Below are 24,660 nucleotides of genomic sequence, written 5' to 3' on the forward strand. Positions count from 1 at the left end.
GCCGGCCCTTTCCCTCAGGCCTCCCGGTGGACGAGCTTCTTCGCCATCATCATGTGAATGCCCTTGCAGCCGTTGACCGTCTGCGTGACGCGCAGGTCGCCGGCCAGGCTGCAAAGCGTGTAGGCGTCTTCCCGCGACAGCCGGCCCTTCTCGCCGAGCAGCACGATCATGTCGCGCAGCGCCATCACAGCGCACTGGTCGAGGTCCGGGTCCATGCCCATGGTGATGTAATGGGTCGGCGTCTCGGCGCGGGGATAGACGAAATCGAGGTCGTCGCGCACGGTCATCTGGAACGTGCCGCGCAACGCTGTCTCGATCGCCGTGATGCAGACCTCGCCGTCACCTTGCGCACCGTGACCGTCGCCGCAGGAAAACAGCGCGCCCTCGTTGAAGATCGGCAGGTAAAGCGTGGTGCCGGCGACGAGTTCCTTGTTGTCGATATTGCCGGCATGGGCACGCGGCATGATCGAGGTGATGCGCCCCCAGTTCGGAGGTGGCGCGACACCCATGACGCCGAAGAAGGGCGCCAGCGGCAGGTCGAGGCCCCATGGCAGGCGCGCGACCCCCTTCTCCGCGTCGAGCGGAATATTCAGCAGCCGCGAAGTCTCGAAATCATAGGGCAGCGTGCCGGCAAGCGGGCGGATGACGTTATAGCCCCAGTCCTGGCGGAGCTCGATATCGAGGATCTTCACTTCCAGCACATGGCCGGGCTTGGCGCCCCGCACCCCGACCGGACCGGTGAGAATATGGCCCTGCATGATCGGCAGGCAGTTCTCGTGGATCTCGAGATGTTCGGGAAGGATGGTGAAACCCTCCTTCGGCAGCACTTCCGGCGGGCCGGAGACGGTCTCCATCACCACCGTATCGCCGCTGTCGATTGTCAGCACAGGCTCTCTGGCGGGATCGAAATAACCCCAGGCACAATTGGTCGAGGATGCCGGCACTTTATATAGCATGGCTTTATGCTCCATTGTTCTGCCCCGCAGGATCTGAAGCGGAGCACTCTTAAATTTCTTAAATCACCGGCCGGTGATAGGCGCCGAGCGCCGCCTCAATGGAATGCGCGCCCTGCAGCAGCTTTTCGTCCTCGCCGAGCCTGCCTGTCAATTGAATGCCGAGCGGCAGATGGCCGTCCATGCCGCTTGGAATGCTGACCGAAGGATGCCCGGTCATGTTGGCAAAGCCGCTCGCCAGCATTTCTCCCTCCTCGCCGTCCTCGGTGAATTCCGGATCCTCGACGGGCGCCGGAAAAGGAACGCTCGGGCTGAGCAGCACATCCACATCCGCAAGACACGCTTCGACCGCTTGTCGGAGCTTTGCCTGGAACCGCTGTGCCCTCAGATAGTCGACGGCAGGCGTCTCGAAGCCGGAAATGACCTGCGCCAGCGTCCGCGGCGCATAACCCCGCGGATTTTCGAGATGCAGGTCCGCGTGGATGAGCGACGCCTCCGGCTTGATGATATGGCGCAGCATGGAATTGGCCCGCGACAGCTCGGGAATATCGATCGTCCTGACGATCGCTCCCTTCGTCTCCAGTGTCGCAACGACATCGCGAAGGTTCTGCGCCACCGCCGGCGTGAGTTCGGGGCTGTCGCAATGATAGCTGGCAAGGCCGATCCGCAAGCCGGAAAGCGATGGCGGCGACAGCGCGATATCCCGGCCGGCAAGGCAGCTGAGCATCAACGCCGCATCGGCGACGCTACGCGCCAGCGGCCCGGCGTGGTCGAGGCTCCAGGAAAGCGGAAAGACGCCCTCCGTCGGCACCAGCCCATAGCTCGGCTTCAGTCCGACGATACCGCAATAGGAGGCCGGGATGCGGATCGAGCCGCCGGTATCCGTGCCGACCGAAAGTGGCACGATGCCTGCTGCGACGAGCGCCGCTGAACCGCCACTCGACCCGCCGGAGGTGCGCGCGGGATCATGCGGATTGTTGGTCTGGCCGATGTCGGGATGCGCGATGCCATAGGCATATTCGAGCAGATTGGTCTTGCAGAGGACGATCGCGCCAGCGGCGCGCAGCCGGGCGACGAGGAGGGCATCGTCCACAGCGATTACCGGCTTTCGGACACGGCTTGCAAAACCGGTCGGCATGCCGCGAACGCCGATGATATCCTTGATGGCGACCGGAATGCCGTGAAGCGGTCCCCGATCCTTGCCCGCACGAAGTTCCGCGGCCGCGTGCTCCGCATCGCGCATCGCCTCCTCCGGCATGACGTGGGCGACGGCGTTCAGGCGCGGTTCGAGTGCCTCGAGACGCTCCAGCGCCCGCGAGACCACCTCGACGGGGGAGAGGGAACCGTTCCGGTAGCGGGCGGCAAGCTCCTCCACCCCGAGAAAACCGATATCGTCTTCCGGCATGGGTAGCATCCCTTCCAAGCTCATTCCCCTTTGCCACATCCTTCGCCCCGCGAACGGCATCAGGACGTTTCTGCAAGCCTTCTCAGCAGCATCGTCCAGGCCTTCATGCCGAGCCGGAAATTCTCCAGCCGGAAGAACTCGTTCGGGGCATGGTAATCCTCGTCCGCGGTCGAGAAGGAGAAGAAGATCGACGCACAGCCGAGATGCCTGCGGAAGGCGCTGCCGATCGGGATCGTCGCGCCCATGGCGACGCGCAGCGGCTTTTGGCCGAGCAGTTCGCCCAGCACGTCTTCCGAGACCTTGAGCGCCGGCAGGTCCGGATCGATGAAATCCGCTTCGCTGCCGGGTCCGTGGCGGTGGACTTCGAGCGCAAATCCCTTCGGCAGGCGCTTTTCGAGATGGCGAGTGATCGCGGCAACCACCGCGTCCGGCTTCTGCCCGGCGATCAGCCGGCAGGTGATCTTGACGCTTGCCGAATTCGGGATGACCGTCTTGGTGCCCCTGCCCTGGTAGCCGCCGGAAATGCCGTTGAATTCCAGCGTCGGCTCCAGCCATTGCCGGATTAGCAGTTCCCGGCCGGTCCCGATCGGGGCCGCTCCCGGAACGCCGATCTCACGATAATAGGCATCACTGTCGAAATCCGCCGCCTCGATCGCCGCGACGATGCGCGGATCCGGCGGGCTCGTGCCGTCGAGAAATCCGTCGACGTTGACGCGGCCGTCCGGTCCGTGCATCGACGCCAGCAGCGCTGCAAGCGCCGCGATCGGGTTCGGCGCGCTGCCCCCGTGGCGGCCGGAATGCAGGTCCTTCGCGGCACCGGTCACAGTAACATCGAGCGCGACGAGGCCGCGGCTTGCGACCGTGATCGACGGCCTGTCCGGCCGCCACATCGCACCGTCGGCCGAAAGCACGAGATCGCAACGAAGCTTCTCACGGTACTTTTCAAGGATCGGCTCGAAATGCGGGCTGCCGGATTCCTCCTCGCCCTCGATCAGCACCTTGAGATTGACGGGCAGCCGCCCCTCCTCGCGCATGAAAGCCTCGGCGACGAGGATCGGGATAAGGAGCGGTCCCTTGTCGTCGGAGACGCCGCGGGCATAAAGCCGTCCGTCGCGTTCATCCGGTTCGAAAGGCGCCGTTTTCCACTTGTCGAGCGGATCCGGCGGCTGAACGTCGTAGTGACCGTAGACGAGGAAGGTCGGCAGCGACGGGTCGCTTGCGATCTCGCCGAAGACGGCCGGATGCCCGCCGGTCTCCAGCAATTCGACGCCGGAAAAGCCCGCGCGGGTGAGCCGGTCAGCAACGAAACGCGCGGCCGCCTTGATGCCTTCGGCATAGGCCGGATCGGTGCTGATGCTCGGGATGCGGCAGAAAGCCTTCAGATCCTCAAGAGCGGCCGTATAATTCGCGTCAAGAAAGGCCTCGACGCTCATTTGCCGCCGTCCACGCTGACGATCTGGCCGGAAATCCAGCCGGCATAGTCCGACGCGAAGAACATCACCATGGCGGCGATATCATCGGGCGAGCCGAGGCGCTTCAGCGCGATGTTCTGCAGGAGCCGCGTCTGTCCCTCCTCGCCCATCGCCTCCCATTGCTTTTCCGTCGTGGGGTTGGAGCGCACGAAGCCGGGCGCGACGTTGTTGACGGTGATATTCCAGGGGCCGAGTTCGTGGGCGAGCTGGCGGGTCAGTCCGATCTGGCCGGCCTTGGCGCTGGCATAGGCCTGGATGCCGGTCAGCGAAATGCCGATGCCGGCACCGCTGGAAATGTTGATGATGCGCCCCGCCCGCTTCTTCTTCATCGCCGGCGCCACCGCCTGCGCCATGAAGAAGGCGCCCGAAAGGTTGACGTCGAAGATCGTCTGCCAGTCGCCTTCGGAAATCTCCTCGATCGGCCGGCCGACCTGGCCGCGCACACCGCCGGCATTGTTGACGAGGATATCGACGTCGCCGAAGGCCGGGACGAGCTTCTGCACATCGGCGCGGCTGCCCACATCGAGCACGTGCGCGGACGTGTTCGGGCCGCAGAGTTTTACCGTTTCCTCGAGCCCCGCCGCATTGATGTCGCAGACATGCACCGTTGCTCCGCGGCTTGCGAACCCTTGTGCGATCGCTCGGCCGAAGCCATGCGCCGCGCCGGTGACGATGACTATCCTGCCGTCGAAGGAAATGTTCATGCCGCAGCCCTCGCAAGTTCGTCGATATTGGCCATGTCAAGCGGCCGCTTGCCGTCCTCGATCTCATGGATCATCTCGATGACGCGAGCGGCGAGCGGCGTCGGCACGCAGGATTCCCGGCCGATCTCGACCACCGGAAGCACCTGCGCGTCCACTTCGGTCTTCCGCTTGCGGATTGCCAGATCCCGCCAGATGCCGGAATGGGATTTGGCCGACCTGCGGTTATGCGCCGCCATATCGTCGAAGGACTTGTTGGTCTGTTCCGGCGTCGCGAGCGGCCCGAAGGCTGCGGGGTCGAAGCCGTCGAAGGCCTCTGGCTTGATATTGTTGATGGCCGCGACGGTCGCCACTTCCAGCGCGAGCTTGCGCAGCACCGGCCGGGCGACCGGATTATCGAGCACGTCGGCGATGCTGTCATTGGTGAGCGCCGTGCCGAACAAGAGCGCGCCATAGATCAACTTCCCCCAGAGGAAGCCCCAGATATTGTTGGTGATCAGCGCCTTCGGCTCGAAGGTCTTCATGAGCTGGTAGATGCTTTCGGAGCGGTCCGTGAAACGGCCGTCGAGCTCGCCGATGACGACGGCGCCGCGGCCGCTATATTGCACCACGCCGGGCTCGAAATAATCGGCGCCGAAATTCACGAAACAGCCGATCACCCGGCTATCGCCGGTGATGCGGGCGATCACCCGTTCGTTCAGGCCGTTCTGCGCCGAGACGATGTAACCGTCCGGCGCGAGATGTCTGACCAGCGCCTTCGCCGCCTCTTCCGTGTGATGGGCTTTGACGCAGAGGAAGGTGCGCTTATATTGGCCTTCGAGCTCTTCCGGCAGATAGGCCTTTGCCTTCACCACGTCCTCGAAGATCGGACCGACGATCTTCAGCCCTTTCTCGTTGATCGCGTCCACATGTTCCTTGACGTTGTCGACGAAGATCACCTCTTCGCCGGCCCGGATGAAGGCAGCCCCCAGCGTCCCGCCGATCGCGCCGGCACCCCAGATCAGGACCGGCCCGCTCATGCCCAGTCTCCTTCGAGAAGCGCGCGCGTCTCTTCGATCGCCACGTCCCAGATCGCCTGCATCTCCTCGTCCGGCCGCTCGTAGTAACCGCCGAAATTGCCGTCGCCGAGATAGGTCTTGACGGCCTCCGGCGACATCACCCGCATCCGCGCCGTGTCGATCATGGGCTTGCGCTGCAAGGGTTGCGCGACGCCCTCAAGTCGCGTCCAGGGAAAATTTTCCATCCAGGAAGCGTGCGAGGCGACGGTGTCGGTCTCTTGCACCTTGGCGAAGGTCTTCGGCGCGTTCCACCAGTTGTGAAACTTGACGGCGGTGTCCGGATTATCCGCCATCCATTCCACCGCGAGGCTCCCGGCCGGTTGGTTGCCGCCATGGCCGTTGACGATCAGGATGCGGCGGAAACCCTGCCGCCTCAGCCCGTCGAGGATATCGCGGACGAGACGGACATAGGTTTCCTGGCGGATGCTGATGGTGCCCGGATAGGAAAGGAAATAGGGCGTGATGCCATAGGCCACCACGGGAAAGACCGGAATGCCGAGCGGCGCGGTCGCCTCTGCTGCCACTTTTTCCGACAGGATGGAATCGACGGATAGCGAAAGTCCTGCATGCTGCTCGGTGCTGCCGAGCGGCAGGACTGCTCTGTCGTCAGTCTTCAGATAGGCCTCGATCTGCTGCCAGTTACATTCCGATATTCTCATCTCCGTCTGCCTTCCTTATCCTTGCACATCGATCGGCGCTCGTTTCGCGTCGTCCACGGGCTGCGGCGAGACGCCGGCAGCGCGTATGATCGGCACGATCACCCGCTCGATATCGGCCGTATCGGGCGCATGGCGATATTCGATCGCCGGCACACCTTCTGGAACGTCAGCGAGAATGCTTTCCGCCCCGGAGGCGTAGACGACGACGGTGGCATTCGCGATCACCGCATCGAGGCCCGGCGTATCGAGCACGCCGGCGGCAACCTCCCCCACATGTGGCGCGAAGCGCTGCACGCCGCTCTTCATGATCGGCAGGAATTCAGGGAACCGCGAGATGACGGCGATGCGGGCAAGCGAGTCCAGCGAGGCGAGCGCCCGACGCGTCTCCTCCGACGGCGTGAAGCTGATCGTCACGACCTTCGTATTCGGCACCAGCATCGCCACGTCTCGGTGCCGGTTGGCGATGGTGACGGCGAGGTCGGCGGAATTGGCAAGCGCCTTGATCTTGGCATCCCGCTCCAGGGCCGCGACCGTCACCGGCTCCACGGTGACATCGCGCCCCAGCCGGGCGGCGATGAAACGGGCATAGCTCGCAGTCGCGTCCTGAAACAGACCGATCATGACAATCCTGAGGCGCGGTCCGACGCTGTCGCGGTAGAAGACACGGGCACTGACTAGCGAGACGAGTTCGGTCGGCCGGATGCCGAGCGCCCGGCTTTCGTCGATCAGCTGATCGATATGCCGGCGTAACCCGCTGGCCTCGGTCCTGCCAGCCACCCGCGCCTGCTGGCTGTCGCTGACAAAAGTGCCGGCGCCCGGCCTCGTATCGATGAGGCCTGCAGCTTTCAGATCGGCATAGACCTGGCTTACCGTCATCGGCGCAACACCGATCTTCTCGGCAAGCTCCCGCACCGAAGGCAAGGCTTCCCCAGGTGCCAGTTCCCCGTAGGTGATGCCGTATTCGATAAGCCCCTGAAGCTGCGTGCGCAGCGGCACCGGCAGCTCTCGGTCGATGAAAAATTCCATGAAGCTGTTCGTCATTGTCCGTTATAGTTGAATATAACGATTATCGCTCCACAGAAGGCGTGGTCAAGAACTATCCAACGTTCGGCGCGGAAATTCAGTTGACAGCGTTTCCAGCGCATGAAATCGTTATTACCAACAAGAACAGTTTTCGTAAAATAACCAGGGGAATGGCCATGAAAACAATCGCTAGGGCGGTGTTTACCGCTGCATTTCTTTTGGGAACCAGCATCTCGGCATTCGCCTTGGAACGGGGCGGCACGCTGACCTACGGCCGCTACGCCGACAGCCTTTTTCTCGACCCGGTCCTGAACGACGCCAATGTCGACATCTGGATTCTCTCCAACCTTTACGACACTCTGCTTCTGCCGACGGACGATGGCAAAGGAGTCCAGCCGGGGCTCGCCAGCGAATACAAGCTCGCAGACGACGGCATGAACCTCACGCTGACCTTGCGCGACGGCGTCAGGTTTTCCGACGGCTCGCCCATCACGCCTGCCGATGTCGCATGGTCGCTGAAGCGTGCCGCCAAGAAGGATAACGGCATATGGGGCTTCATGATCGAGTCCATCGACGATGTGACGATCGAAGGCGATAAGTCCATCCTCATCAAGCTCAAACATCCGGACCCAGCCATCCTGGCCGCACTGACCGTCTTCAATACCGCGATCCTGCCGCAGAAGCAGTTCGAGGCTTCGCCGGGCGCAACCGACGAGGAAAAGGCCAAGGCCTTCGCCGAGCATCCGATCGGTTCCGGCCCGTTCGTGCTGAAATCCTGGGATCGCGGCTCCAGCATGAAGCTCGTCCGCAACGAATATTACTGGGCCAAAGGCGAGGACGGCCAGCCGCTGCCCTATCTCGACGGCATCAACTTCGAGCTGATCCCGGATGACGCCACGCGCATTCTGAAACTTACGTCCGGCGAGATCGACGGCGCCGAATTCATCCCCTACTCCCGCGTCAACGAGTTGAAGTCCTCGGGCAACCTCGACATGGAGCTCTTCCCCTCCACACGCGTCGCCTACATCACGCTCAATGTACGCCCGCAGCTCGGCGGCAAGGACAATCCATTGTCCAACCCGAAAGTGCGCCAGGCGATGAATTTTGCCGTCAACAAGGAAGCGATCATCCAGATCGTCACCCACGGCGTCGGCAAACCGCAGACCTCCTATATGTCCACCGCGACGCCGCTGCATGTCGGCGACAAGCCGCTTTATCCTTACGACCTTGACAAGGCGAAGGTCCTCATGAAGGAGGCCGGCTTCGAGGAAGGCTTCTCGACCAGCATCCTCGTGCTCGCCGGCAACCAGGACGAGATCGCCGCCTCGACAGCGCTGCAGCAGATGTGGGCGCAGATCGGCATCAAGCTGGAATTGCAGCAGGTCGACAACCCGACCCGCACACAGCAGTATCGCGACGGCACCTTCGTGATGCGCAATGCCGCCTGGACCGACGACATCGCCGATCCGAACGAGATCACCTCCTACTTCGTCTATTCGAAGACTATCGACGCTCTGCATACCGGATGGAAGAGCGACGAGGCGGACCAGCTCTTCGAAGCCTCGCAGAAGGAGATGGATCCGAAGAAGCGGGCCGAGCAATACGCCCGGATGCAGGAGATCTACAACGCGGAAGGTCCGACCGTGCCGCTCTACGAGACGCCCTATCCGGTGGCGCTCAGCAAGAAGGTTCACGGCTTCCTGCAGATTCCGCTTGGCAACAACATCTTCGCCAAGACCTGGAAAGAGAAATAATTCCGAGCCTGCTTCGCAGGCCTCGCTTTCGAGGCCTGCGGCCTTTTTCCGATAGAAAGTCCGGGAGAGGCTTTTGCCACTTTTCAGTTTCGTTATTCGCCGCCTGCTCCAGATGATACCGACGGTGATCTTCATCCTCATCGTCACCTTCATCCTCGTGCGTCTTCTTCCCGGTGATCCCGCCAGCGCCATGCTCGGCGACCGCGCCCGGGACGCAGACGTGGAGCGGATCAACCGCCAGCTCGGCCTCGACCAACCCGTCGTCGTGCAATTCTTCTATTTCGTGAGGCGCGTCGTCACCGGCGATCTTGGCAATTCGATCGGCCTCAAGGTATCGGTTTCGTCACTGATCCTGCAGCGCCTGCCGGTGACATTGATGCTGACGGGCATGTCGGCTCTGATCGCGCTTGTTCTTGCCGTGCCGCTCGCCTTCGTAGCGGCGTCGAAACGGGAGCGGCTGCCGGACAGCATCATCCGCGGTGCGTTCCAGATGGGGCTCTCCATGCCGGTCTTCTATGTCGGCATCGTCCTTCTCACCGTTTTTGCGGCCCAGCTGAAACTCTTCCCGGTCGGCGGCTATGGCGACACGCTGGGCGACCGGCTCTACCATCTCTTCCTACCGGCATTGACGCTGGCGCTGAGCTTCGCCGCAGTGCTGATGCGCAACCTGCGCGCCTCGATCATCGAGGTGATGAATGCCGAATATGTCGATTTCGCTACGGCCAAAGGCCTGCGCTCGCGGGTCATCCTCTTCCGGCATATCCTACGCAACGCACTGATCTCCACCGTCACCCTCTTCGGCCTGCAAATCGGCACGCTGCTCGGCGGCGCAGTCATCACCGAAACGGTCTTCGCCGTGCCCGGCGCCGGCCGCCTGCTGATCGACAGCATTTACGGCCGCGATTATCCGGTACTGCAGGGGCTGACGATCGCGCTCGCCGTTCTCGTCTCGCTGACCTTTCTGATCACCGATATAGTTCAGGCCTGGCTAGATCCAAGGATTGCCCGATGAGCGCCGCCTGGGCTGCGGCAAGATCCGCCTTTCGCCTGAAGGTGCTGCCGCGATCGCTTGTATCGGGCGGCGTCATTCTCGGCCTCAGCCTTGTCCTGGCGCTTTGGCCTTCTCTTCTGGCACCTTATGATCCGACCGCGTTCGACTACAGCGCATTGCTCGCGCCGCCGAGCTGGGCGCATCCCTTCGGCACAGACAATTTCGGCCGTGACGTGTTCTCGCGCGTTATCCATGCCTATACGATCGACATGCAGATCGCGATCTTCGCAACCATCGGGCCTTTCATTTTCGGCACGATCGTCGGCGCTTTCGTCGGTTATGCCGGTGGCATCTCGGAGGCGATCTTCGGACGCATCGTCGATGCGACGATCACTTTCCCTTTCCTGGTCCTGGTCATTGCCATCGTCTCCGTACTCGGGCCCGGCCTTGGTAACATGTATGTCGCCGTCGGCGTCGTTGGCTGGGTCTTCTATGCCCGGTTGGTGGCGGCCGAGATCAAGGTTCAGAAACGGCTCGATTATGCCGATGCCGGCCGGGTGATGGGCTACACGCCGCTGCGCATCATCTTCCGGCATCTGCTGCCCAACGCGATTACGCCAGCGATCGTCTACTGGATGACTGACATGGCGCTGGCGATCTTGCTCGGCTCCAGCCTTGGTTATCTCGGCCTCGGCGCTCAGCCGCCAGCCGCCGAATGGGGCGTGCAGATCGCCGACGGCAAGAATTTCATGAATACGGCCTGGTGGATTTCAGTCTTCCCGGGCGTGGCAATCGTCCTGACCGGTCTCGGCTTCAGCCTCGCCGGCGACGGGGTCGCAGACCTTCTGAGGGTGCGGCGGTGATGGCGATGTCCGCAAACATGGGGCCGAACGGAAACACCGGCGGAAACGAGAATGCCGGGCTCGTCGTGCGCGGCCTGACCACGACGTTCGATACGCCGCGCGGGCTGGCGATCGCCGCGGCCGATGTCGATTTCGATGTGGCACCGGGCGAGATCGTCGGGCTTGTCGGCGAATCCGGTTCGGGCAAGAGCGTCACGCTGCGTTCCATCATGGGGTTGATCCGCAAGCCGGGACGCACGACCGGCCATGTCGACTGGCGCGGCCGCGATCTCGTTGCCATGTCGGCAGAGGAACTCCGCAGGATCCGTGGCAGCGAGATCGCGATGATCTTCCAGGAACCGATGACGGCGCTCAATCCGGTCCTGCCGGTCGGCATGCAGATCGAAGAGAATCTGATCGCCCATACGACGCTCACCGCCAGACAGCGGCGGTCGCGAGCACTGGAGCTGATGAACATCGTCGGCATTCCCGCCGCCGAACGGCGTCTCGACGAATATCCGCACCAGTTCTCTGGAGGCATGCGGCAGCGCGTGATGATTGCGATTGCGCTCGCCTGTTCGCCGAAGCTTCTGCTCGCCGACGAACCGACGACGGCGCTCGACGTGACGATCCAGGACCAGATCCTCAAACTGCTGCTCGATCTGCGCGACCGGATGGCGATGAGCGTCGTGCTCGTCACCCACGATCTCGGCGTGGTTGCCGCGACCTGCGACCGGATGGCGGTCATGTATGCCGGCCGCATCGTCGAGACGGGCACGGTTGCGGAGGTTTTCGCTCGGCCGCGTCATTCCTATACGCGCGGATTGCTAGGCTCCGTGCCCCGATCCGGCACTTCGCGCACCATGCTGCAATCGATCGAGGGCACGCCGCCGAGCCTCACCAACCTGCCGACCGGCTGCGCCTTTCATCCGCGCTGCAGCTTCGCTACGGATATGTGTCTCAAGGAACGCCCGGTGCTGGAGGCTGTGACCTCGCCAACCCGCACGGTCGCCTGTTTCCACCACGAGCGAGTGGCGGCGGCGGAGGCGATCCTGTGAACGCGACCCTTCCCATTCTTTCGATCGACGGCGTCTCGAAACGGTTTCGCGGCCCTTATTCGCTGATGCGGCGCCTGAAAGGCGAACCGCCACTCATCGTGCACGCACTGAACAACGTGACGCTCGAAGTCCATCGCGGCGAGACGCTCGGCATCGTCGGCGAATCCGGCTGCGGCAAATCCACTCTTGCGCGCTGCCTGGTGCGCCTGCACGAGGCCGATGCCGGGGCGGTGCGCTTCGAGGGCAAGGACATCGCGCTCCTGCGTGGCGACGCACGGCGCGCCTTCAACAGAAGGGTGCAGATGATCTTTCAGGATCCCTACGGCTCGCTCAACCCGCGCATGACCGTATCGCAGATCCTGGGTGAAGCGCTTTTCGTCCACCGGATGCGGTCGAAACCGGAGATACCCGGCCGCATCGCCGAACTGCTGGACCTCGTCCGCCTGCCGCAGGATGCGGCGGCGCGCTACCCGCATGAATTCTCCGGCGGCCAGCGGCAGCGCATCGGCATTGCCCGGGCGCTCGCTGTGGAACCCGATGTGATCGTCGCCGACGAACTCGTCTCAGCGCTCGACGTCTCGGTACAGGCGCAGGTGATCAATCTGCTGCTGCAGCTCCAGTCAAGGCTCCATCTCACTGTTGTCTTCGTCGCTCATGACCTGCGCCTCGTGCGGCATATCTCGCACCGGGTGGCGGTCATGTATCTCGGCCAGGTGATGGAGGTGAACACCTCGGAAGGCCTGTTCACCGCGCCGCGCCACCCCTATTCCAAGGCGCTGCTCGAAGCCGCGCCCGAGCTCGACCCGGGCCAGCGCAATCGCAAGGTCGCGTTGCGCGGCGAACTGCCGAGCCCGCTCAACCTGCCGCCCGGCTGTCCCTTCGCAGGCCGCTGTCCGAATGTCTTCGACCGCTGCCGCACCGAGCGGCCGCTTCTTTCGCCCCGCGGCCGCGGTCAGTTCGCCGCCTGCCATCTGACCGATTTCGGCACGCCGGCGCCAAACGCAAACGATCCAACAGGACTATTGCTTCCATGAGCTACGCAGCCTTCAAAAGCGAGGTCGCCAAGGTCAACGACATCCTTTGCGCAGTGAACCTGCTGACCTGGGATTCGCGGGTGATGATGCCGCCGGGCGGCGTCGATGCGCGTGGCAAGCAGATCGCGACCCTGATCGGCCTCGCCCGGGATATCGCGACCGGCGACGGTTTGCAGCGAGCAATCGAGGAGGCCCGCGCAGAGCTTTCCGGCGTCGCTCCCGGTGATATCCGCCTTCTTGCCGTCGAACAGGCGGCCGATGCAATCGGCACGCTTTCCCGCATCCCGGCATCGCTCGTCGGCGCCGCGGCGGAACTCAAGACCGTCTCCCAGGCGGCCTGGAGCAAGGCGCGAGCCGCCAACGACTTCGCGGCCTTCGCCCCGATGCTTGAACGCACGATGGATATGCAGCGCGAAATCGCCTCGGCGATCGGCTATGACGATCATCCCTATGACGCGCTGGTCGCGACCTACGAGCCGGGCATGACTTGGAATCGCCTGCGTGGTCTTTACGGAGAATTGCGCGAAGCCCTTCTGCCCCTGCTCGCCGAGGTGAAAGAAGCGAATGTCCGTGCCGAAATCCTCGACCGAGCATATCCGGTCGACAGGCAGCGGGCCTTTTCGAGCTTGATCTCCTCCCGCTTTGGTTATGATTTCAACCGCGGCCGCCTCGACGACACCGTCCATCCTTTCGAAATCTCCTTCACCCGCTCCGACGTGCGCATCACCGGCCGTTTTCGCGAAACCTGGTTGCCGGGCGGGCTCTTCGCCGTCTGGCACGAGGCCGGCCACGGCATGTATGAACAGGGCATTCCCGAAGAGTTCTCGCGTTCGGTCTTCGCCACCGATTTCGTCAATCTCTATGCCGTCGGCGGGGCGAGTTTCGGCACGCACGAATCCCAGTCGCGCCTTTGGGAAAACCGCATCGGCCGCTCGCGGCGCTTCTGGGAACTGAACTTTGCCGACCTCAGGAAGACCTTCCCCGACCAGCTTTCGGATGTCTCGGCCGAAGACTTCTGGCGCGCCGTCAACGCGGCGCGTCCCGGTTTCATTCGCGTCGAGGCGGACGAACTGACCTACGATTTCCACATCATGCTGCGCTCGGAAATCGAGGCGGGATTGATGACGGGCGAGATCCGCGTCGCCGACCTGCCGTCCATATGGCGCGAGAGGATCAAGGTCTATCTCGGCCTTGATGTGCCGAGCGATACACTCGGCGTCTTGCAGGATGTGCACTGGTCGGCTGGCATGGTCGGGTCATTCCCGACCTACACGATCGGCAACATCATGTCCTCGCAGTTCTTCGCAGCCGCCCGCAAAGAGACCGCGGTGGAACTCGGGCTCGAAGCGGGCGACTACCTGCCGCTGAAGACATGGCTGAACGACAACGTCCATCAGTTCGGCCGTTCAAAGAGCCCGAGCCAGCTGCTGATGGATGCGACCGGTTCCGATCTGTCGACGGCAGCTTATATCGCCGACCTCGCGCACAAGGTGGAAGAGTTAACGGAATAACGGCAGCAGGCAGGAACAACCGATCGCCGCGCCGGCCTGTTTCGCCGCGCCTTGATCATGACCTCTGCACGCGGCGCGATCAGATTGCTTGGCCTCCGACATCTCGGGCCATCGGGGTCACGGCTGACCGACCGCAAGTCCAAGAGAAAACCGGTTTCACCAATGCATATGCGTGGGAGCAAAGATGCGCCATGGCTGCTACCGTCGAAACGAACCCATGAAAAAGATCCCGTCGGTGGGAATAATCTGAAAAGCACGATGTCTACCCTCCTGAACTCTTCGAGAAGGATCAGGAGACAACAATGACTCACTGCTTTTGCAGCACCCGCGTTCTTGCGACGACATCCCTCCTCGCCGTCATTTCCGTATCGGCCTTTGCCCATGATGCGCCGGCTCATCACCACGAAGCCGCGGCTGGAACGGCGGACGAAAGTCCGTTCCTGCAGGAAAACGACGCCGCGATGGTGAAAATGATGAACGATATGGCAGTCAAGCCGACCGGCGATGTGGATCGCGACTTCGTCGAGATGATGATCCCCCATCACCAGGGCGCTATCGACATGGCCGTCGCGTATCTGCGCTACGGCAATAACGAGCAGCTAAAGCGCCTCGCGCAGGAAATCATCGTCGATCAGCAGCAGGAAATCGCCGCCATGCGTATTGCAGTTGGCGATCCGTTGCCTGCATCCGATGCCGTACCGACGCAGGTCAAATCAGGTGGGGCAAAGACAACACAAAGTTCCGAAGAAGAGACATCATCAAGGGCCCCGACCATCCAGATGATGATGAAACCGGCCAACTGAAAAGGACCGAGATATGAGAACCAACCTGAAGATCTTTGCTTTGCTTGCAAGCACCATGCTTCTACCCATGGCAGCCTTTGCCGGTCAGGCGCCCGGCCTCGCCTCCGATCCGGACATTCCGATCAGCCACAAGGATCGCATCTATGCCGCGGAGCAATTCTCCAACACGGTTTCGGTATCCGATCCGGTCGACAACAAGCTGCTCGGCGTCATCAAGCTCGGCGATCCGCAGCCCGGCAACCTGAGCCCGCTCTACAAGGGGCAGGTCCTCGTCCACGGCATGGGCTTCTCGCCCGATCACAAGACGCTTGCCGTCGTCTCGATCGGTTCCAACTCGGTCACCTTCATCGATACCGCGACCAACGCCGTCAAGCACACGACCTATGTTGGTCGCTCGCCGCACGAGGCCTTCTACACGCCCGATGGCAAGGAGGTTTGGGTCACGGTGCGGGGCGAGGATTATATTTCTGTCATCGACGCGAACACGTTCGAAGAAAAGACCCGCATCAAGGTTGCTCCAGGCCCCGGCATGCAGATCTTCTCGCCGGATGGCAAATACGGCTACATCTGCTCGTCCTTCAATCCGGACGTCGCAGTCGTCACTGTCGCCGACCACAAGATCGTCGGCCACGTGAAGCAGGAAAGCCCCTTTTGCCCCAACATTGCCGCCTCGGCCGACGGCAAGCAGGTCTGGTTCACGCTGAAGGATATCGGCAAGACACAGGTCTTCAATGCCGAGGCCCCCTTCGATCTTGTCAAGACCATCGATACCGGACCGATTACCAACCACGTCAACCTCGTTATCAACAAGAACGGCAGCTTTGCGTATGTAACCGTCGGTGGCTTGAACGAAGTGAAAGTGTTCCGCACGGACAATTTCGAGCAGGTCGCGACGATCCCGGTCGGCAATCTGCCGCACGGCATCTGGCCGTCGGGCGATGGCACGCGCGTCTATGTCGGCCTCGAAAACGCCGATCAGTTCGCCGTCATCGACACGCTGAAGAGCAAGGTCATCGCCAATATTCCGATCGGTCAGGCGCCGCAGGCGGTCGCCTATGTCCCGAATGCTGTTCCCGAAGGCGACGGAATGCAAAACCTCGTGCCGCTCGGCGCTGCCGGAGACGCCGCTCACCTGAAGCTTGCAGCCACGGGAGACAAAGACAAAAAGCAGTCGACGAGCGTTACCCTGTTCAATCAGGGGCTGACGCAGGTGCTGCAGGCTGCCGTCGCCGGCCTTGATCCCAAGAAACCCTACGTCCTTGCTCTTTCCGACAAGCCCGATGGCAGCGGTCAACTCCAGGGATTGGCGACGTTCATGACCAATCCTGCCGGTTCGGCCATCGTCAACGCGGTCGGTCCGATCCGACAGATCGTCGAGGCCAGGCACAAGGACGAGAAGCGATATCTCGTCGTCGCGACCTCGGCCGATGGCAAGCCCGGCGAGGTTGTGCAGGTCCAGGCGGAGTAAGTATAGTGGCCCGCCCGTTCGAGGCGGGCCATCCACCGGCAACAGGTGCGTTATGGATGATCTCCTCTCTCAAGTCGAACCGATGATCCCGGCGCTGCGGCGCTATGCCCGCGGTCTCATCCACGACGCGGTTGCAGCTGACGATCTCGTACAGGACTGCCTTGAACGGGTGATTTCTCATTGGCACCGGCGCCGAAACGATGATGCCCGCACCTGGGTGTTCGCGATCCTGCACAATCTTGCGGTCAATCGCCTCAGACAGGCCTCCAGGCGCGGAGAGCATGTCAGGATCGACGACATTGGCGAGGGTTTTATAGCGCACAACCCGACGCAAGAAGACGGACTTACGAAGGCGGACGTCATGGCGGCGGTTCAGCGATTGCCGGAAGAACAGCGCAGCGTACTTCTGCTGGTCTCGGTCGAGGACCTGTCCTATGCCCAGGTCGCCGAAGTGCTGGCGATCCCCATCGGGACCGTCATGTCTCGGCTGTCGCGAGGACGCGAGCGCCTGCGGCAGATCTTGGAGGATCCTGCGAGCGTCGCTAGACCAGGTTCGCATCTGCGGAGAGTGAAATGACTGACAGGCCAATCACAGAAGATGACCTTCACGCCTATGTAGACGGTCGGCTCGACGATGCCCGCAGTGCCGAGGTCGCGATCTATCTCGAAAGGCACCCGGATGTCGCCAACCGTTTTGCCTCCTATTCTGCCCAGCGCACCACTTTACGCTCCGTATTCGATCCTGTCACCGAAGAGCCAATCCCCATCAGTCTCAATCTCAATCATATGATCGCCGCGCAACGACAGAACCGTGTCTCCGCCCTGAGGCTTGCGGCAGCGGCCATCGTGCTCCTGTTCGCAGGCGGCTCCGGTGGCTGGTACATGCACGGTATGATGACCCATCCCACCGAAGGTGTGGTCGCCCTTGCCCGGGAAGCCTCTGACAGTTTCGCCACCTATGCAGCCGACAGGATCAGGCCGGTCGAGCTACGGGCCGAAAACATGGTCGAGCTGGTCGATTGGGCGACCGAGCGGATGGGACAGAAGCCTGTCCTGCCGGACTTATCCAAATCCGGATACCGGCTGATGGGCGGCCGCGTCGTCTCCACGCCTCACGGTGCCGGCCTGATGCTGATGTATGACAACGATCATGGCACGCGCCTTGTCATGTTGACGAGGCCTATGGTGGTGGATCAGACGCGAACGATGACGCCGCACTCTCAAGGCAAGGTTGACGGCTGGAGCTGGGCGTCGAATGGGATGGGCTATAGTCTCGTTGGCTCTCTTCCTTCGGAGGCCTTGCACCCCGTTGCCGACGAGATTCGCAAGCAGGTTCTGGGCGAGGCTTGATCGTCTGCTGGCCGCTTTCAATACAAGACCAACCCCGGGCGAGATAGTTTCGCCCGGGGTCTACCTGCATGCGGCGAATGGCTCATCCTTTTGTTTTTACTACAATTATCGACCGTACGAGGGAATAAAATCGCCGCGTCATGTGTCTTATGGTCGGCATCGCAAGAACGCATGTCAGAACCTTAGGAGACACACGATGAAGTCCATGAAATTCCTGTCGGCGTTTGCCGTCGCCGCATTCGCCGCCACGGCCGCCCTGGCTGCCCCGTCGGTCACCAGTGTCGATACCGCCAAGGGCAAAGTCCTTGCCGGCGAGAAGGGCAAGAGCCTTTACACCTTCAGGAACGACAAGAAGGATGTCTCCAATTGCTATGGCGATTGCGAGAAGAATTGGCCGCCATTGTTTGCTGAGGCGAGCGCCAAGGCTGGTCACGGCTATTCGATCGTCACCCGGAAGGACGGCAAGAAGCAGTGGGCGAAGGATGGCATGCCGCTTTATTACTGGGTCAAGGATATGAAGCAGGGCGATGTCACCGGCGACGGCGTTCTTGGCGTCTGGGATCTCGCCCGTCCTTGAATCTTGTCGCGTGAAGACATCCGCACCCGAAGTTTCGAGGGCCATGTTCTGGCCCTCGTTTCCCGCTCGGGCACTATTGGCGACGCCCCGCCCGATATGATGCTCGACCGACGAGCTGCTTCAGGCCTGCATCGAAAAGGTGCCGGCCTCCGCAAGCGAATACCGCCCATAGTCGAAGTCAGCCGCCTCGGGCAGGAGCGCGGTGCGATCGCCATTTCCACCGCATCTCCCGCGACACCGTGAAGTTTCGGAAAGATCTGAAGGATTTAAAAGGCTATATTCGCGTTGCCCACTGGGCATGCCCTCCACGCAGTTTGCGCAACGCGATGGAATCGCCGTTGGCTCAAACGCCTGGGCGGCTGCAGCTAGATCTCGCCTGAGGCTGAGCAACACTCGATGTTCAGGCATGCGTGAACGTGGCCCGGCACGATCTGTCGCAGCTCGGGCCGGACGCGACTGCAGTGTTCGGTGGCGATCGGACAGCGTGGATGAAAATGGCAGCCGAAGGGTGGATGGAGCGGTGAAGGTATTTCGCCCTGGATCGGCATGAACCGGCGGCGTTGCAGCGAAATCTTGGGCATGCCGTCGAGCAGCATACGCGTATAGGGATGCGTCGGCGAGGCGAAGAGCTGCTTCGTTTCGGCGAGCTCCACGATGCGGCCGAGATACATCACCGCAACCCGGTCGCAGAGATGGCGGATGACGCCGAGATCATGGCTGATGAAGATCATCGCAAGGCCGCTGTCACGCTTGATGTCCATCAACAGGTTGATGATCTGCGCCTGCACCGAGACGTCGAGAGCCGCAACCGCTTCGTCGCAGATCAGCATGTGGGGCTTGACCGCAAGCGCCCGGGCGATGCCGACGCGCTGGCGCTGGCCGCCGGAAAACTGGTGCGGATAGCGATTGATGCTGTCGGCAGGCAGGCCGACGCGGGCGAGAATGTCCACGACATAGTCTTTTGCCTTCGAACGCGGCACTAGTCTGTGCAACACCGCTGCCTCGCCGACGATCTCCCCTACCCTCAGGCGCGGATTGAGGGAGGAAAGCGGGTCCTGGAAGACCATCTGGATCTTCAGCGCGTCGCGTTTGCGGGCCAAGAAGCTGTCATAGGCTTCGCCACGGAAGCACCGCTCGCCGGAAGAGGCCGGCAGAATACCGGCGATCATCCGCGCCAACGTCGATTTCCCGCAGCCGGACTCACCGACCACGCCGAGCGTCTCGCCTTCGCGCAGGGTCAGCGAGACGTTGTCGACGGCCCGCAGCACCGTTGGCTGCCGATCACGGAGAAAATGATTGGCAAATTCACGAATTGGGCTGCCTGCGACGGAGAAGCTGCGCGAAAGGCCCTTTGCCTCGAAGATCATCTCGTTCAAGTGGTCAGTCCTCGAATGGATGGTAGCACCAGATGCGGTGCGTGCCGGACAGTTGGGTCGCCGGTACCGGCTCGCCGCAGATTTCCGTCGCCCGTTCGCAGCGGCTGGTGAAGGGACAGCCTTTTCCGAGCGCAAGCAGCGAGGGCATGTTGCCGGGAATCTGCTTCAGCTTCTCTCCCGGCGTGTTGCGCGAAGGAACGGAATCAAGAAGCTTGCGCGTATAGGGATGACGGGCGGAACCGATGATCTCCTGCGTCGTGCCGATCTCCATCATCGCCCCCGCATACATGACCATGATCCGGTCGGCGAGTTCCGAAAGCGTCGACAGATCGTGGGTGATCCAAATCATGCCGAGGCCGCGCTCGTCGATCTGCCGGCGGATCTGATAGATGATCTGCGCCTGGATCGTCACATCGAGCGCCGTCGTCGGCTCGTCGGCGATAATCAGATCCGGCCCGAGAAGAAGCGCGATAGCAATGACGACACGCTGGCGCATACCGCCCGACATTTCGTGCGGATAGGCATTCAAGCGCTCCTCCGGCGACGGAATGCCGACGGCCTTCAGCGCCTCGATGCAACGATCATGCATGTTCCGGCGAGAACCATCCTCATGCGCGCCGATTGCCTCGTACATCTGGTCGCGCACCCGCATCAAAGGGTTGAGCGTCATCAACGGGTTCTGGAAGATCATGGCGATCCTCCGGCCGCGATAGCGGCGCATCTCCTCGAAATCGAGGGTCGTCAGTTCCTCGCCATTAAGGGTGATCGAGCCGGAAACGATGCGGCCCGGCTCGTCGACCTGGCCCATGATCGACATGCCGGTAACCGATTTGCCCGAGCCGGATTCTCCGACGATGCCAAGCACCTCGCCACGAGTAAGATCAAAGGAAATATCGCGCACGGATTTGACCATGCCCTGGCGGGTGAAGAACCAGGTGTTGAGGCCGTCGACTTGGAAAAAGGGTTCACTCATTCGCGCGGGTTCTCCTAGCGATCAAGCCGCGGATTATTGAGATCGCGCAACCGGTCGCCGAGCAAGTTCATGGCAACGATCATCACCAGCAGCACCACACCCGGATAGATGCTGATCCAATACTTGTGGGAAAAGATGAATTCGTAGCCGCTGGCGATCAGCATGCCGAGAGAAGGCCTGGTGAGCGGCAGGCCTACGCCGAGGAAGCTCAACGAGGATTCGAGCGAGATCGCCGCGGCGATGTTGAGCGTGAAGAGCACGATGATCTGTGGCATACAGTTTGGCAGCACATGGCGCAGCATGATGCGCGCCGGCGACAGCCGCAGGCACTGCGCCGCCTCGACATATTCCTTGCCGAGTTCACTAAGGGCGAAAGAGCGGGCGGTTCGAGCATAATAGGACCATTGCACGATGACGATGGCAAGCACGACTTTGCTGACGCCGTTGCCGAGGACAGCGAGGATCGCCAGCCCGACCAGGAGCGCCGGAAGGCCGAGCATAAAATCGACAGCGCGCATGACGATCGCGTCTGTGACGCCGCCACGCCAGGCCGAGAGAAGCCCGAGCCCAGTGCCGAACACCATGGCGACGCCGGCCGCTACCAACCCGACGAAAACACTGATCCGGATGCCGTAGAGGATGGCCGAGAGCATGTCGCGCCCAAAACCATCGGTGCCGAGACGAAATATGAAGTCCGTCTCCTGCTCCATGGACTTCGCAATAGCCAAAAAAGTGAAGCTCGCAGGCAATGGGGCGCTCGAGATGATCCTGACCTTGCTGCCCTGTGGGGTGTCAACGGTCCACCAAGGCTGGATCGGGTGTTTCTTGGCACCTTCGACAGTCACGCCTGCCGGCAGGTTGCGGATCTGCAAACTTGCGAGCCGGACATCCTCCGGCTGAACAATGACGCTCAGACAATTCGGTGCGCAGGGCTCGGTCAAAAAGGCAAGGCGGGTCTTGGCCGGCGAAACGGGCTCGACCGATGAAGAGCCGCCATCGATCCGCATATTCGCCCTGCTTTCCTCTCCCGGCAGCATGCGCTTGGAGCCCGTGGGCTTCAACGCGTCCGAGAGCTGCAACTGCGTCAGGTCGTATGGGTCCGTCGGTGCCAGCAGTGGCGCAAAGATGGCGCAGGCGACGAATGTGATGCTCACCGCGAGACTGACCACGGCGGAGTGGCTTTCGGCAAAACGCCCGGTAAAATCCTTAAGGCCAGCCGTGCTCATGCGGTGCGCCGCCTCAGAACAGATTTGACGCGCGGATCGATGACCGTGTGTAAAATGTCGACGATGAAATTGATGGCGATGAACAGGAGCGCCGTATAGGTGAGCTGCGCCACGATCAACGGCCTGTCCAGTACCTTGATCGAGTTGATCAGAAGCTTGCCAAGCCCCGGCCAGGAGAAAACGGTCTCGGTGATCACGCCATAGGCGAGAAGATTGCCCAGTTCGATCCCGGTGACGGTGACGAGCGGAACCAGCGCATTGCGCAGGATGTGGCCGACGATCACCTTGCGGCTTTTCACGCCCTTGGCATAAGCGAATTTGACGAAGTCGAGGCGTGAGATTTCCATGGTCGCTGCGCGCGTCACGCGCATCAGCAGCGACATCTTGAGCAGCGCCAGGCTGAAGGCCGGCATGATGACGTGCGACCAGCCGTCGAGCGTCCAGAGGCTTGAGGTGATGCCGAAATGCGTTGCCAATTGGCCCCGGTCGCCGACCGGCAAGATCGGCAGGGCGATGCCGAATGCGACGATGAGCAGCATGCCCTGCCAGAACGTCGGGATGCTCACTCCGATCAGCGAGAAGGCCATGATGCCTCGACCGAGCAGCGATTCCGGATTCAAACCGGCATAGAGGCCCGCCGGAATGGAAATGCCAACGGCGATGAGGAAGGCCACCAAGCCGAGCTCCAGGCTGGCGGGCAGCCGCTGCAGAAGGATACTGACGACCGGCTCCTTGTAGACGAAAGAGGCCCCCCAATCCCCCTGTGCCGCATTGCCAAGGAAGACCAGGTATTGGTGCCAAAGCGGCTTGTCGAGGCCGAGCGCGGCGATGGCGGCAAGCCGGTCAGCCTCCGAAGCTTCCGACGAGATCAGGATATCCGCCGGGTTGCCGATTAGCCAGACCCCGACGAACAGCACGATCGACAGCACGAACACGACGATGACGCTTTGCAGCAGGCGCTGCAGCACGAAGGACAGCATCAGCGGTCAACCTTCAGGTAGGCGTTGATGTTGCGCTGCTCGACGGTCGGAAACGATCCGGCTCCGATATCCTGAACCAGCGATCCAAAATGCACCGCGTATTCAGCGCATATGCCGCTCGTATTTCCGGTTTCAAGCCGATTCTCGATCTCTGCCCGAAGCGCCGGGCCGCCCGGCAGCAACGACAATTGCTGCAGGAAAGGAGCTTTGCCGCCTGCCGCCGCCATGGCAGCGTCATGGACCAGTTCGTGCCCCTTGTGTTTGCCGAGCGTCTCACCGAGCCGCATCATGGCAAATTCGCCGAAGATGGCCCCCTGCGACAGATCCAGATTGGTCCGCATCCGCTCCGTATCGACATAGAGGTCGCGCACCAGAAGTTCGGTCCGCACGAGGATTTCGGAGATGGCACCGATGACTTCCGCCAGTCCATCCTCGAACATCTGGTTGGCGCTACCGTCCGACTCGAATGGCCGGTGAGCGGTCGCCATCAGCATCCCGGCCAAGGAATAAAGCTTGTTGCTGTTGGCGATGATGCCGTAGCACAGAATAGGATTGATCTTCTGCGGCATGGTGGAGGAGCCGATGGTGCCCTCGATGCGGCCCTCGTGCAATTCCCCATATTCCTCCGACGAGCTCTGATAGACCTCCTCGGCGATCTTGTGGCAGATGGACGCCGTCAGGCTCAACGCATTGACATATTCGCACATGTGGGTGCGGATCGCCCGCGAGGGAATGGCCATATCGCCCATGCAGAGAAGTGCGGCCACCCGTGATTGAAATGCGGGGCCTTGTTTGCCGAGAGCCGAAAAGCAGCCGACGGCACCACCGCTCATGACCACGAAGGCACGCTTCTCGGTCTCTTTGAGCCGGTCCATCGCCTGAAGGAATTCTTCGATCCAGACCGCCACCTTGAAGCCGAAGGTGATCGGCACAGCGTGGCGATAATGTGTGCGTCCGGCCATGATGGTGTTGGCATGTGTGCGGGCATGACGGCCGAGATGACGCAGGATGTCCGCGAGCAGTTCGTCCAGCACCACCTGAGCGCGCTTGGCGAGCAGCAGCAATCCGGTCTGGATGACGTTCTGCGTGGTGATACCCCAGTGGACATATCCGCCGTGCTGTGGGCCGCAGAGCCGGACGAGTTCGTTGATCACCGGCATGAGAGGGTGCCGGGTTGTCCGGTACGATGTGTCCAGGCGGCTCATGTCCAAATACTCGTAACGGCAATGTTCCGCGATCGCCTCCGCTGAGGCGTTGGGGATCATGCCGAGCTCTCCTTGAGCGGTCGCCACGGCCTTCTCGACGTCCAGGAAGGCTTGGTACATGGCCGATGGCGCAAAAGCGTCCCGCAGTCCTCGGTAATCGTATTGTGACGTGAGCGCGTCGTTGAATTCTGTACCCATCCGGTTTCGCACTTTCATGAAAACAAAAGCAAGGCCGGCTTGA

Annotated in this window: 23 protein-coding genes; 11 read left to right on the top strand and 12 right to left on the bottom strand. The window is 61.8% G+C overall.

Going from position 1 to position 24,660, the window contains the following annotated elements; genetic code table 11:
• Positions 1-14: 14 nt before the first annotated feature.
• Genes QEO92_RS13665 through QEO92_RS13695 form a run of 7 tightly spaced genes read right to left on the bottom strand, consistent with a single transcriptional unit; the run spans position 15 to position 7,274 of the window.
• Positions 15-956 carry an acetamidase/formamidase family protein gene (locus tag QEO92_RS13665; protein WP_227703424.1) on the bottom strand — a complete coding sequence of 314 codons (942 nt, stop codon included), beginning with the start codon at positions 954-956 and terminating at the stop codon, positions 15-17.
• A gap of 58 nt (positions 957-1,014) precedes the next feature.
• The gene (locus QEO92_RS13670; protein WP_227703425.1) at positions 1,015-2,358 is read right to left on the bottom strand and encodes an amidase; all 1,344 of its coding nucleotides are present in this window, start codon (positions 2,356-2,358) and stop codon (positions 1,015-1,017) included.
• A 59-nt stretch (positions 2,359-2,417) separates the two neighbouring features.
• Positions 2,418-3,791, bottom strand: a complete 1,374-nt coding sequence (locus QEO92_RS13675; protein ID WP_227703426.1) for a dipeptidase — start codon at positions 3,789-3,791, stop codon at positions 2,418-2,420.
• A complete protein-coding gene (locus QEO92_RS13680; protein ID WP_227703427.1) occupies positions 3,788-4,534 on the bottom strand; it encodes an SDR family NAD(P)-dependent oxidoreductase in 747 nt (248 codons plus the stop codon). The genes QEO92_RS13675 and QEO92_RS13680 overlap by 4 nt, the downstream gene beginning before the upstream one ends.
• Complete coding sequence (locus QEO92_RS13685; protein WP_227703428.1) at positions 4,531-5,550, bottom strand: ketopantoate reductase family protein; 1,020 nt, start codon at positions 5,548-5,550, stop codon at positions 4,531-4,533. Before QEO92_RS13685 ends, QEO92_RS13680 begins: the two co-directional genes overlap by 4 nt.
• The gene (locus QEO92_RS13690; RefSeq protein WP_227703429.1) at positions 5,547-6,248 is read right to left on the bottom strand and encodes a creatininase family protein; all 702 of its coding nucleotides are present in this window, start codon (positions 6,246-6,248) and stop codon (positions 5,547-5,549) included. Before QEO92_RS13690 ends, QEO92_RS13685 begins: the two co-directional genes overlap by 4 nt.
• Before the next feature lie 15 nt (positions 6,249-6,263).
• Positions 6,264-7,274, bottom strand: a complete 1,011-nt coding sequence (locus QEO92_RS13695; RefSeq protein WP_161784748.1) for a GntR family transcriptional regulator — start codon at positions 7,272-7,274, stop codon at positions 6,264-6,266.
• Between the two features lie 173 nt (positions 7,275-7,447).
• Here QEO92_RS13695 and QEO92_RS13700 point away from each other — a divergent pair, with 173 nt between their 5' ends.
• From QEO92_RS13700 to QEO92_RS13750, 11 genes are all read left to right on the top strand, one after another.
• Complete coding sequence (locus QEO92_RS13700; RefSeq protein ID WP_227703430.1) at positions 7,448-9,025, top strand: ABC transporter substrate-binding protein; 1,578 nt, start codon at positions 7,448-7,450, stop codon at positions 9,023-9,025.
• 73 nt (positions 9,026-9,098) lie between these two features.
• Positions 9,099-10,037, top strand: a complete 939-nt coding sequence (locus tag QEO92_RS13705; protein ID WP_227703431.1) for an ABC transporter permease — start codon at positions 9,099-9,101, stop codon at positions 10,035-10,037.
• Positions 10,034-10,879 (top strand): ABC transporter permease, encoded by an 846-nt coding sequence (locus QEO92_RS13710; protein ID WP_227703432.1) that lies wholly within the window; start codon positions 10,034-10,036, stop codon positions 10,877-10,879. The genes QEO92_RS13705 and QEO92_RS13710 overlap by 4 nt, the downstream gene beginning before the upstream one ends.
• On the top strand, positions 10,879-11,916 hold the full coding sequence (locus QEO92_RS13715) for an ABC transporter ATP-binding protein (protein WP_227703433.1): 1,038 nt from the start codon (positions 10,879-10,881) through the stop codon (positions 11,914-11,916). Before QEO92_RS13710 ends, QEO92_RS13715 begins: the two co-directional genes overlap by 1 nt.
• Positions 11,913-12,950, top strand: coding sequence for an ABC transporter ATP-binding protein (locus QEO92_RS13720; RefSeq protein ID WP_227703434.1), 1,038 nt, complete (start codon positions 11,913-11,915; stop codon positions 12,948-12,950). Before QEO92_RS13715 ends, QEO92_RS13720 begins: the two co-directional genes overlap by 4 nt.
• Entirely contained in the window at positions 12,947-14,461 is a 1,515-nt protein-coding gene (locus tag QEO92_RS13725; protein WP_227703435.1) for a gluzincin family metallopeptidase, read from the top strand. Before QEO92_RS13720 ends, QEO92_RS13725 begins: the two co-directional genes overlap by 4 nt.
• Positions 14,462-14,763: 302 nt before the next feature.
• Entirely contained in the window at positions 14,764-15,264 is a 501-nt protein-coding gene (locus QEO92_RS13730; RefSeq protein ID WP_227703436.1) for a DUF305 domain-containing protein, read from the top strand.
• A 13-nt stretch (positions 15,265-15,277) separates the two neighbouring features.
• Entirely contained in the window at positions 15,278-16,732 is a 1,455-nt protein-coding gene (locus QEO92_RS13735; protein WP_227703437.1) for a YncE family protein, read from the top strand.
• Positions 16,733-16,784: 52 nt separating this feature from the next.
• Positions 16,785-17,309, top strand: coding sequence for a sigma-70 family RNA polymerase sigma factor (locus QEO92_RS13740; RefSeq protein ID WP_227703438.1), 525 nt, complete (start codon positions 16,785-16,787; stop codon positions 17,307-17,309).
• Complete coding sequence (locus tag QEO92_RS13745) at positions 17,306-18,082, top strand: anti-sigma factor family protein (protein WP_227703439.1); 777 nt, start codon at positions 17,306-17,308, stop codon at positions 18,080-18,082. Before QEO92_RS13740 ends, QEO92_RS13745 begins: the two co-directional genes overlap by 4 nt.
• A 196-nt stretch (positions 18,083-18,278) precedes the next feature.
• On the top strand, positions 18,279-18,659 hold the full coding sequence (locus QEO92_RS13750) for a COG4315 family predicted lipoprotein (RefSeq protein WP_227703440.1): 381 nt from the start codon (positions 18,279-18,281) through the stop codon (positions 18,657-18,659).
• A 365-nt stretch (positions 18,660-19,024) separates the two neighbouring features.
• On the opposite strand, the gene QEO92_RS13755 is transcribed toward QEO92_RS13750, so the two are convergent.
• Genes QEO92_RS13755 through QEO92_RS13775 form a run of 5 tightly spaced genes read right to left on the bottom strand, consistent with a single transcriptional unit; the run spans position 19,025 to position 24,617 of the window.
• Positions 19,025-20,026 (bottom strand): ABC transporter ATP-binding protein, encoded by a 1,002-nt coding sequence (locus tag QEO92_RS13755; RefSeq protein ID WP_227705164.1) that lies wholly within the window; start codon positions 20,024-20,026, stop codon positions 19,025-19,027.
• 13 nt (positions 20,027-20,039) lie between these two features.
• Positions 20,040-21,008, bottom strand: a complete 969-nt coding sequence (locus QEO92_RS13760) for an ABC transporter ATP-binding protein (protein ID WP_037148346.1) — start codon at positions 21,006-21,008, stop codon at positions 20,040-20,042.
• Positions 21,009-21,022: 14 nt separating this feature from the next.
• Positions 21,023-22,234 (bottom strand): ABC transporter permease, encoded by a 1,212-nt coding sequence (locus QEO92_RS13765; RefSeq protein ID WP_227703441.1) that lies wholly within the window; start codon positions 22,232-22,234, stop codon positions 21,023-21,025.
• The gene (locus QEO92_RS13770) at positions 22,231-23,214 is read right to left on the bottom strand and encodes an ABC transporter permease (RefSeq protein ID WP_227703442.1); all 984 of its coding nucleotides are present in this window, start codon (positions 23,212-23,214) and stop codon (positions 22,231-22,233) included. The genes QEO92_RS13765 and QEO92_RS13770 overlap by 4 nt, the downstream gene beginning before the upstream one ends.
• The gene (locus QEO92_RS13775; RefSeq protein ID WP_227703443.1) at positions 23,214-24,617 is read right to left on the bottom strand and encodes a class-II fumarase/aspartase family protein; all 1,404 of its coding nucleotides are present in this window, start codon (positions 24,615-24,617) and stop codon (positions 23,214-23,216) included. Before QEO92_RS13775 ends, QEO92_RS13770 begins: the two co-directional genes overlap by 1 nt.
• Positions 24,618-24,660 lie beyond the last annotated feature (43 nt).

It is taken from the genome of Neorhizobium petrolearium (assembly GCF_029854435.1).
Classification (GTDB): domain Bacteria; phylum Pseudomonadota; class Alphaproteobacteria; order Rhizobiales; family Rhizobiaceae; genus Neorhizobium; species Neorhizobium petrolearium.

What these genes read in the sequence shown, in the direction of transcription:
- QEO92_RS13665 (WP_227703424.1), bottom strand. Translation starts at nt 956, where the DNA reads ATGCTATATAAAGTGCCGGCATCCTCGACCAATTGTGCCTGGGGTTAT.
- QEO92_RS13670 (WP_227703425.1), bottom strand. Translation starts at nt 2,358, where the DNA reads ATGCCGGAAGACGATATCGGTTTTCTCGGGGTGGAGGAGCTTGCCGCC.
- QEO92_RS13675 (WP_227703426.1), bottom strand. Translation starts at nt 3,791, where the DNA reads ATGAGCGTCGAGGCCTTTCTTGACGCGAATTATACGGCCGCTCTTGAG.
- QEO92_RS13680 (WP_227703427.1), bottom strand. Translation starts at nt 4,534, where the DNA reads ATGAACATTTCCTTCGACGGCAGGATAGTCATCGTCACCGGCGCGGCG.
- QEO92_RS13685 (WP_227703428.1), bottom strand. Translation starts at nt 5,550, where the DNA reads ATGAGCGGGCCGGTCCTGATCTGGGGTGCCGGCGCGATCGGCGGGACG.
- QEO92_RS13690 (WP_227703429.1), bottom strand. Translation starts at nt 6,248, where the DNA reads ATGAGAATATCGGAATGTAACTGGCAGCAGATCGAGGCCTATCTGAAG.
- QEO92_RS13695 (WP_161784748.1), bottom strand. Translation starts at nt 7,274, where the DNA reads ATGGAATTTTTCATCGACCGAGAGCTGCCGGTGCCGCTGCGCACGCAG.
- QEO92_RS13700 (WP_227703430.1), top strand. Translation starts at nt 7,448, where the DNA reads ATGAAAACAATCGCTAGGGCGGTGTTTACCGCTGCATTTCTTTTGGGA.
- QEO92_RS13710 (WP_227703432.1), top strand. Translation starts at nt 10,034, where the DNA reads ATGAGCGCCGCCTGGGCTGCGGCAAGATCCGCCTTTCGCCTGAAGGTG.
- QEO92_RS13715 (WP_227703433.1), top strand. Translation starts at nt 10,879, where the DNA reads ATGGCGATGTCCGCAAACATGGGGCCGAACGGAAACACCGGCGGAAAC.
- QEO92_RS13725 (WP_227703435.1), top strand. Translation starts at nt 12,947, where the DNA reads ATGAGCTACGCAGCCTTCAAAAGCGAGGTCGCCAAGGTCAACGACATC.
- QEO92_RS13730 (WP_227703436.1), top strand. Translation starts at nt 14,764, where the DNA reads ATGACTCACTGCTTTTGCAGCACCCGCGTTCTTGCGACGACATCCCTC.
- QEO92_RS13735 (WP_227703437.1), top strand. Translation starts at nt 15,278, where the DNA reads ATGAGAACCAACCTGAAGATCTTTGCTTTGCTTGCAAGCACCATGCTT.
- QEO92_RS13740 (WP_227703438.1), top strand. Translation starts at nt 16,785, where the DNA reads ATGGATGATCTCCTCTCTCAAGTCGAACCGATGATCCCGGCGCTGCGG.
- QEO92_RS13745 (WP_227703439.1), top strand. Translation starts at nt 17,306, where the DNA reads ATGACTGACAGGCCAATCACAGAAGATGACCTTCACGCCTATGTAGAC.
- QEO92_RS13750 (WP_227703440.1), top strand. Translation starts at nt 18,279, where the DNA reads ATGAAGTCCATGAAATTCCTGTCGGCGTTTGCCGTCGCCGCATTCGCC.
- QEO92_RS13755 (WP_227705164.1), bottom strand. Translation starts at nt 20,026, where the DNA reads ATGATCTTCGAGGCAAAGGGCCTTTCGCGCAGCTTCTCCGTCGCAGGC.
- QEO92_RS13760 (WP_037148346.1), bottom strand. Translation starts at nt 21,008, where the DNA reads ATGAGTGAACCCTTTTTCCAAGTCGACGGCCTCAACACCTGGTTCTTC.
- QEO92_RS13765 (WP_227703441.1), bottom strand. Translation starts at nt 22,234, where the DNA reads ATGAGCACGGCTGGCCTTAAGGATTTTACCGGGCGTTTTGCCGAAAGC.
- QEO92_RS13770 (WP_227703442.1), bottom strand. Translation starts at nt 23,214, where the DNA reads ATGCTGTCCTTCGTGCTGCAGCGCCTGCTGCAAAGCGTCATCGTCGTG.
- QEO92_RS13775 (WP_227703443.1), bottom strand. Translation starts at nt 24,617, where the DNA reads ATGGGTACAGAATTCAACGACGCGCTCACGTCACAATACGATTACCGA.